Origin of the sequence: Streptomyces sp. 8L (assembly GCF_020176795.1) — a bacterium.
Lineage (GTDB): Bacteria > Actinomycetota > Actinomycetes > Streptomycetales > Streptomycetaceae > Streptomyces.
Genome location: NZ_JAIUKE010000503.1, coordinates 1 through 8,166 on the forward strand (window position 1 = coordinate 1; position 8,166 = coordinate 8,166).

The following is an 8,166-nucleotide window of genomic DNA, read 5'->3' on the forward strand; positions in this document are numbered from 1 at the left end:
CCGCTACCCCCCGCTCCCTTCCTCTCCCTCCCCGCCAGGACGGCGCCGTCCGGGCGGGCCGCACCCCCGGACGTGGCCATGACCCGCTACTTCATCGGCATCGACAACGGCTCGCAGAGCTCCAAGGTGACCATCTTCGACGAGCGCGGCACCGCCGTCGCCGGGGCCGGCCCGGCCCTTCGGCCGTACGCCACTCCGCGCCCCGGCGTGGTGGAGCACCCGGACGACGACCTGTGGACCTCGATCGGGGCCGCGGCCCGGCGCGCCATGGCGGCGTTCCCCGGCGACCCCGCCGACATCGCCGGCGTCGGCCTGTGCACGATCCGCTTCTGCCGGGCCCTGCTGAGGGCGGACGGCGAACTGGCCCGGCCTGTGATGAGCTGGATGGACGAGCGGGCCGGGCGGCCGTACGAGCACACCGATCCGTCGGTGGCGTACGTGACCACGTCCTCGGGCCACCTCACCCACCGCATGACCGGCCGGCTGCGGGACACGGCGGCCAACTACGCGGGCAACTGGCCGCTGGACCCGGACACCTGGCAGTGGAGCGACGACGAACACGTCCTCGCCGAGGCGGGTGTCCCGCGCTCCATGCTGCTCGACCTGGTCATGCCGGGGGAGGTGCTCGGCACGGTCACCGCGGCGGCGGCCCGGCACACCGGTATCCCCGAGGGGCTGCCGGTGGTGGCCACCGCCAACGACAAGGCGGTCGAGGCGCTCGGCTGCGGCCTGCGGTCCCCGGACACCCTGCTCGTCTCGCTCGGCACGTACGTCGCGGGCATGACGGTGGGGAAGCGCCACGTGCGGGACGCCGACGCGTTCTGGACCAACTACGCGAGCGAGCCCGGCGCGTACCTGTACGAGAGCGAGGGCGTACGGCGCGGGATGTGGACCGTCAGCTGGTACCGCGACCTGCTGGGCGAGGAGGCGGCGGCGGGCGCCCGCGCGGCCGGCCTCTCCGTGGAGGACCACCTCAACGGCGAGGCGGCGAAGGTCCCGGCAGGCTCCGACGGGCTGATGACCGTCCTTGACTGGCTGGCGCCCGCCGAAGCCCCGTACCGCAAGGGCACCGTCCTCGGGTTCGACGGCCGCCAGGGCCGCTACCACCTGTACCGGTCGATCCTTGAGGGCCTCGCCCTGACGGTGTACGGCGCGGGGACGCGGATGGCCCGCGAACTGGGCACGGAGTTCACCGGGGTCGTCGTCTCAGGCGGCGGTTCCCACTCCGACCTGATGATGCGGATCGTCGCCGACGTCTTCGGCCTGCCCGCGCGCCGCCCGGCCGTGGCGGGCGCGGCGGGGCTCGGCGCGGCCGTCTGCGCGGCCGTCGGCCTCGGGACGTACGGGACGTTCGCGGAGGCCGTGGACGCCATGGTCCGGCCGGGCGGGGCATTCACCCCCGACGGGCCGACGCACGCCCTCTACCAGCGGATGTACGAGGTCTACCGGGACATCCCGGCCCTCACGGACCCCGTCTACCGCGCCTCGCACCGCCTCTTCGGCTGACGGGCTCACGCGCCGACGGGCGTCGTCCGCCGACGAGGCGGCCGGGGGCGGCGCGTCCCCCGCCGCTCAGCGGGGGAGCCGGTCATCGTTGTCGGCGGCGTACGCCGTGTCCGCCACGTACGCCGACTCCCGCGCGCAGGGCTCCCCGGACGGGAGGGCGGTGGCGATGCGGGCGTCGGACAGTGCGGGCACCCCGGCGGGGGCCGCCCCGCCGGATGCCGCCCCGCCGGATGCCGCGCTCGCGAGCAGGCGCAGCTTCGGGGGCGCGGTCCTGCGGTGCTTGGGCCCCGACACCGGCCGGACGGCGGCCAGTTCACGCAGCAGCTGGTTCAGCTGGAGCAGCGGCAGGCTCACCGGCGGCAGCGCCTCCTGCCGCTCGGGCCCGCGCTCGAGCAGTACGTACTCGGCGTCCCGCAGGTGCGCTTCGACCTCGCGGTGCGGGGACGCGGTGAGCGCAGGGTGCGCCGCCAGGTGGGCGGCCGCGGCGGCGAGCGAGCGCGCGGCTCCCGCGAAGCCGGCCGCGCCCGCGGGGTCGGTCATCCGCCGCGGCGCGAGCGCGAGCGCCCGGCAGCGCCGGGAGACGGCCGCGTACAGGGTGAGCCGGTGCCGCGTCGTCTTCGGGTCGTTGCCCCAGACCATCGGCCGGGTCAGCGGCCCAGCGACCAGCGCGAGGCCGCGCACCTGGTGGTCGATGGCGCGGGCCATGGCGTCCAGATCGGCCGCGGGCCGCGAGCCGTCGAGACGGCCCGCGACGCCGTCCAGCAGCGCGGAGACCTCCGAGAAGAACGTCGTACGGGCGCTGTGCACGGTGTCGCGGGTACTGGTCGGCAGCACCAGCAGGCCCACCAGGATGCCGATGGCCGCGCCCGCGGCGGTCTCTTCGAGCCGCAGCATGAGCAGGCCGGGCGAGAACTCGTGCAGGATGCTGTACAGCTGCGACACCATGATCGTGACGAAGAAGATCATCAGGCCGTACGAGATGCGCACCAGGTAGAAGCCGCACGCCATCGCCAGGATGATCACGGCCAGCGCGGTCAGCGTGTGCCCGGCCGTCATGTGCACGAGGCCGATGCCCGCGCCGAGGCCCACCAGGGTGCCCGCGACGCGGTTGGTCGCCTTGAGGGTCGTCTCGGAGCGGGTCGCGGTGCCGGTGAAGGCGACGAACGTGGCGATCACGGCCCAGTAGTAGCGCTGCTCGTTGATCTCCCGGCCGACGAGGATCGCGAGCCCGCCCGCGACGGTCACCTGGATGGCCTGCCGGGTGGAGAGCCTCATGCGGGCGAAGGCGTTCCAGTGGCGCCCGCGCGCCGCGACGGAGCCCGCTATGGCGGCGGAGCCCGGCAGGTTGCCCATCGCGAGCTGTACGGCGGGCTCGTAGCCCTGGCCGCTCGGTGCGGTCACCGGCGGTGCGTCGCTCAGGCGCGCGAGGTCCACGTACTCCAGGGCGGCGGCGGCCAGGTGGTGGGCGGCCCACCGGCCGTCGGACGGGCCGGCCGGGTCACCCGTGACCTGACCCGGTCCGCGCGCTCCGACGGGCCGCGGCACCAGGGCGGACGGGTCGAGCAGCGGCACGGCCAGCCGCTCCACGGTGGCGAAGTCCCGGTCGGCCAGGGCGCGTGCGATACGGACCGCCTCGGCGCGCGTCGGGCGGTCGGCGGCGCACAGCGAGTCCGCGGCCGTGGCGAGGGCCTCGACGGCGAGTTGCAGGTCGAGGACGCGGCGGCGCAGCGAGGGGCCCGTCCAGCCGCCGCCCGGCAGCGCCCCCGGCGTGCCCGACCAGGCCTCGATCATCAGCGCGGTCTCGGCCGAGCCGCAGCTGGCGGGCGTGCAGCGCCCGGCGCAGCCGGGGCGTCCTGCGGGGGTCCTCGTTCTGGAGCAGGTCGGCGCCCGCGCGTGCGACGGCGCGTGCGCGGGCGTCGAACGCCCGCCGGACGCCGCGCAGGGTGCGGCGGGCACGGGTGCGCAGCAGCGTCAGCGACAGCAGCAGGACCCAGGCCGCCGACAGGGCCACGGCCGCCAGCAGCAGCGGCAGCTGCCCGAGCGTGGGGTGCAGGAAGGCGGCGAAGAAGTACCCCATCCACACCATGAAGCCGTAGAAGAAGAACGCGGGACCGAAGCGGCGCATGTAGACGGCCGCGAACATCACGGCCACGAACACGCACAGCATCAGCGTCGTGCTGCCGCCCGCGAGGATGCCGAGGAAGAGGCCGGCGCCGAGGGCCACGGGGAAGCCCGCCGCGGTCGCCGCCTGTGCCTTGGCGGGGATGCCGCCGAGGGCCATCGAGCCCATCATGGCGATCATCGTGCCGAGCATGATCGTCACGAGGGTGCCCTGCGCGTTCTGGCCCAGGGCGGTGGCGAAGCCGTACTCCATGGCCATGGCCGTGGACATCGACACGGCGGCGCTCACTGCTTGGTGGAGCCTGCTCAGCCCCGGGTCGGAAGCGAGGATCTTGTCGCGTATCCCGGATGTTCCACCACGCACGAGCCAGGCCATTTGCGCCCCTTTCCCGCAGGGTCCACCACCGCTGTATTTGCTTGTACTATGCATACAATAACAGGTATGGTGCCGGTACTGCGGACATGGTTCGACGGAGGACAATGGAGCCGTGGGTTCGAGTGCGGATGGTTTCGGCGGTCGTGAACCGCGAGGAGCGAGCGCCCCGGCGGGCGACGGGGCCGCGGGTGCCGCCGGCACGGCCGCGCTCCGGCGCATCGAGCGGCAGACGGCGGTCCTCAACCGGAACTTCGAACTGCTCTACCGCCGCACCGACGTCCACGAACACCTGGACCGCTCCGGCTATCTGATGCTGCGCACCCTCGCCGACGACGGGCGCATGGACATCCGCACCCTCGCCGACCGCCTCGGCCTCGACCCGTCCACCGCCGGGCGGCAGATCGCCGTCATGGAGCGCGCGGGCCTCGTCGAGCGCCGCTGCGAACCCCCGGACCGGCGCCGCGCCCTGATCAGCCCCACCGAGGAGGGCCTGGCGCGCGCGGAGAGCGTACGGCGGGAGCGCACGGACGGCTTCGCGCGGCTGCTCGGGGACTGGAGCGAGCAGGACCTGCGCACGCTGGGCGAGATGTTCGAGCGCTACAACCACGCCGTCGCGGAGCGCTACCTCACCGCCGGGAACCCGGAACCGGAGTCGTAACCTCACCGCCGGGGACCCGACGGAGTCGTAGCGCCGGACGGCCAGCGGGCCGCCGCGACGCGCGCACGGCGAAGGGCCGCCCGCGCTCCCCGTGGGAAGCGCCGACGGCCCTCGTGCGCGCCCGCCCCGGACGAGTGGCCCGGCCCGGAGCGTGCGGCCTCAGTTGTCCGTGACGGTGACCTTCTGGCCGTTGTTCAGCTGGTTCACCAGCTCCTTGACCTTCGCCTGGTCCCAGACGAGGTTGCCGCCGCTGCTGCCCGACACCGGCATCGTCATCGACACCCCGTCGCCGCCCGTCACGTCCTTCATCGCGAAGAACATCTTGGCCAGCGCGTACGGCGACATGTCCTTGTCCACCGAGAGCGTGTCAAGACCGGCCCCGAGCGCCGGGTACAGCCGGAACGGGTTGAGGATCGTGCTCGGCGTCGCCGTCTGCGACGCGAGCGCCGACAGGAACTTCTGCTGGTTCTTCTCGCGCTGTATGTCGCTGGTCGCGAACGCGTGCCGGGTCCGTACGTACGCCAGCGCCTGCTGGCCGTTGAGCGTCTGCTCGCCCGCCTTGAAGTCGGCGCCCGAGTAGCTGTCCTTGAAGCCCTGCGGCAGGTTCATGTCGACGCCGCCTATCGCGTCCACGACGTTCGCGAAGCCGGAGAAGCCGATCTCGACGTAGTGGTCGATGCGCAGGTTCGTCTCCGCCTCGATCGTGCGGACCAGCAGCGTCGGGCCGTCCGTCGCGTACGCCGCGTTCAGCTTCATGTGCGTGTTCGGGGCGGCCGGGTACATCTTGCCGGACTCGGCGCCCTTGAAGGACGGGAGCGTTATGTCGGAGTCGCGCGGCAGCGAGATCAGCGAGGGACCCCCCGCGCCCTCGTGCAGGATCATCATCGAGTCGGTGCGCTGGCCCTCGGCGCCGCCGGTGTGGAGCTGCTTCTCCTGCTCCTTGGTCATGCCCTTGCGGCTGTCGGAGCCGACGATCAGGTAGTTCGTGCCGGCGCCCTGCGCGGGCCGGTCGATCACCTTCGACAGATCGACGTCCTTGTGGAGCTTCGAGTCCGCCCAGAAGTACGTGCCGACGGAGACACCCAGCACCACCACGACGAGCGCGAGCACGCCGTACCTGATGCGGCGGCCCCAGTTCGCGGGGCGCCGGGGCCTGGCCGTCGGGCCGCCGGGCCCGTACGGGCCGCCCCCGCCGGGGCCCTGCCCGGGGCCGGCGGGGCCGGCCGGGCCGTTGTGGCCGTACACCTGGCCGGTGTTGTAGCCGCTGTCGTAGCCCTGCCCGTAGGGGTCGCCCTGGCCGCGGTACGGGTCGTCGTATCCGGGCGCCTGCTGCGGCACGCCGTATCTCCCGCGCTGGCGGGGCGGGACGCTTCCACGCTGGACGTGCGGCATCGCTCGCGCCCCCTCGGGCTCCGCGCTGGCGCTGCCGCGGCCGTAGCGCTCGGGGCGCTCGCCGCGGTCGCCGTTCCATCCTTCGGGCCACTCGTTCATGCGGACCAGTGTGCAGGCCCCCGCCGTCCCCCATACAGATCATGGGTTAAATCGCACCGGGCCTGTTGCCAACCTGATGCAATGCCACCGGTATCCACACAACTGTGAGACCGCTCACGCCGGGGGGCCGCAGGCGTGGGCCCCCCCCCCCCCCCGCCCCCCCCCCCGGGGGCCCCCGCCCCGGGGGGGGGGGGGGGGGGGGGGGGCCCCGCCCCCCCGGGCCCCGGGGGGGGGGGGGGGGCGCCACAGCGAGTCGACCGGGAAGCGCTCACGCGGGGGCTTCCGCGCCCCCTCGGGCCTCACGCGCTCGTCGGGCCTCTCGGGACGCTCAGGCCCCCTGACCCCCAGGCCCCGGGCCGCTCAGGCCCCCGGCCCCCTCAGGGGCAGGTCACCTCGTCGCCGGTGACCGTGCCGAACGCGCCGGCCGGCGCCTCCTCCGCGCGGCCGGGCGCCCCCTTGGTGAAGTCCGTTCCCGCCACGACCTTCAGCGTCGCCCCCTGCCCCTTCACGGCCTTCAGCCGGCTGCCCGGCAGCGCCGTCGCCAGGGAGCGGGCCGAGCGGTCCCAGCGCGGGTCGTACTCGACCACCGTCCGCGCCGCCTTCAGCTCCGGCTTCGTCTCCGGCCGCCGGGTCGTGTCGAAGCCCGTCGCCTTCAGCGCGTCGTCGACCCGGCTGCCGAGACCGTCCACCGCCGTGCCGTTGTAGACCTGCACCCGGATCTGGCGCGGCGCGACATCCACCACCGTCGCCCGCCGCCCGGCCGGGGCCCTGGTCGGGTGCGGGGGCGAGAGCGGCTTGTCGGCGCGCAGGTCGGCGAACAGCTTCTTCGCCTTCACCGGGTCCCACTTCACCGCGGAGCCGATGCCCTTGAGCGTCACGCCGTGCTCGGCCAGCGGCACGGACGCGAACTCCGACGACGAGAGCGAGAAGCCGCGCATCGCCTCGCCGAGCGCCAGCAGCTGCTCGGGGCCGAATCCGGCGTCGGCCCGTACCGAGCCCAGCGCGGCGGAGACGACGCCCTTGAACCGCACCGGGTTCAGCAGCACTCCGCTGTCCGTCGCCCGCTCGATCGTCGCCGCCACGAACCGCTGCTGCCGCTGCATCCGCCCGAGGTCGGCGCTGGCGTCGCCCTCGATGTGCCGCGACCGTACGTACTGCAGGGCCTGCCCGCCGTTCAGCCGGTGCGTGCCGGGGGCCAGATCGAGGCCGGTGTTCGTGTCCTTCAGCCGTCTCGGCGTGCAGATCTGCACGCCGCCGAGGGCGTCCACCGTCTTCATGAAGCTCGTGAAGTCGACCTCCAGATAGTGGTCGATCTTCACGCCCGTCATCGACTCGACAGTGCTGACCGTGAGGCTCGGGCCGCCCTCCGCGTACGCCGCGTTGAGCTTCGCCGGGTGCGTGCCGTGCCGCGCGCCCGCGGCCCCGCCGGTGCCCGAGGGCAGCCGGGTGTAGGTGTCGCGCGGCAGGCTCACCACGCTCGCCCGCTTCCCGCCCTCCGCCAGGTGCACCAGCATGATCGTGTCCGTGCAGTGGCAGGGCGCCCCGCCGAGCCGGTACTTCTGCTTCTCGGCCTTGCTGAGGGCGGACCGGCCGTCGGTGCCGACCAGCAGCAGGTTCATGCCGTGGCCCGCCGACGGCCTGTTCTTCATGTCCTTGAACGCGTCGACGCGGCCGATCCCGCTGTCCAGGCTCGTCACGACGGCGTGCCCGATGCCGCCCGCGCCGAGCACGAGTACCGAAAGCGTCGTCGCCAGCCGTGCCGCCCACCGCGGCTTCGGCGCGCCGCGGGCGCCCCGCCGTCCGCCCGGCCGCCGCCCCGGCGGCCTGCCACCCGGGTACGGGGGCCTGCCGCCCGGGTACGGGGGTCTCGCGCCCCGTCCGCCCGGCGCGCGGACCCCGGTCACACCGCCCGTGCGGTACGGGGAGCGGACGGGGGCGCGGCCCCCCTGTGCCCCGCCCGAGCCCGGCCGCGGCCGGCCCGTGGGCCTCTCGGAGCGGTACGGGGGCCGGGGCC

At 74.3% G+C, this 8,166-nt stretch carries 6 protein-coding genes; 2 read left to right on the plus strand and 4 right to left on the minus strand.

Annotated features, from left to right (window positions below; all coding sequences use genetic code 11):
• Positions 1 to 78: 78 nt before the first annotated feature.
• Positions 79 to 1,506 carry an FGGY-family carbohydrate kinase gene (locus LCE31_RS32530; protein WP_225020846.1) on the plus strand — a complete coding sequence of 476 codons (1,428 nt, stop codon included), beginning with the start codon at positions 79 to 81 and terminating at the stop codon, positions 1,504 to 1,506.
• A 66-nt stretch (positions 1,507 to 1,572) separates the two neighbouring features.
• Here the strand turns inward: LCE31_RS32530 and LCE31_RS32535 are convergent, their stop codons facing one another.
• Positions 1,573 to 2,859 carry an FUSC family protein gene (locus LCE31_RS32535; RefSeq protein ID WP_308042341.1) on the minus strand — a complete coding sequence of 429 codons (1,287 nt, stop codon included), beginning with the start codon at positions 2,857 to 2,859 and terminating at the stop codon, positions 1,573 to 1,575.
• 145 nt (positions 2,860 to 3,004) lie between these two features.
• Positions 3,005 to 4,003, minus strand: a complete 999-nt coding sequence (locus LCE31_RS32540; RefSeq protein ID WP_225020839.1) for a hypothetical protein — start codon at positions 4,001 to 4,003, stop codon at positions 3,005 to 3,007.
• A 112-nt stretch (positions 4,004 to 4,115) separates the two neighbouring features.
• Here LCE31_RS32540 and LCE31_RS32545 point away from each other — a divergent pair, with 112 nt between their 5' ends.
• On the plus strand, positions 4,116 to 4,661 hold the full coding sequence (locus LCE31_RS32545) for a MarR family winged helix-turn-helix transcriptional regulator (RefSeq protein ID WP_225020841.1): 546 nt from the start codon (positions 4,116 to 4,118) through the stop codon (positions 4,659 to 4,661).
• Positions 4,662 to 4,820: 159 nt separating this feature from the next.
• On the opposite strand, the gene LCE31_RS32550 is transcribed toward LCE31_RS32545, so the two are convergent.
• Together LCE31_RS32550 and LCE31_RS32555 are read right to left on the minus strand one after the other, a co-directional pair.
• Positions 4,821 to 6,152, minus strand: coding sequence for an LCP family protein (locus LCE31_RS32550; RefSeq protein ID WP_225020843.1), 1,332 nt, complete (start codon positions 6,150 to 6,152; stop codon positions 4,821 to 4,823).
• 377 nt (positions 6,153 to 6,529) lie between these two features.
• Positions 6,530 to 8,056 (minus strand): LCP family protein, encoded by a 1,527-nt coding sequence (locus tag LCE31_RS32555; RefSeq protein WP_441349429.1) that lies wholly within the window; start codon positions 8,054 to 8,056, stop codon positions 6,530 to 6,532.
• Positions 8,057 to 8,166: the final 110 nt, after the last annotated feature.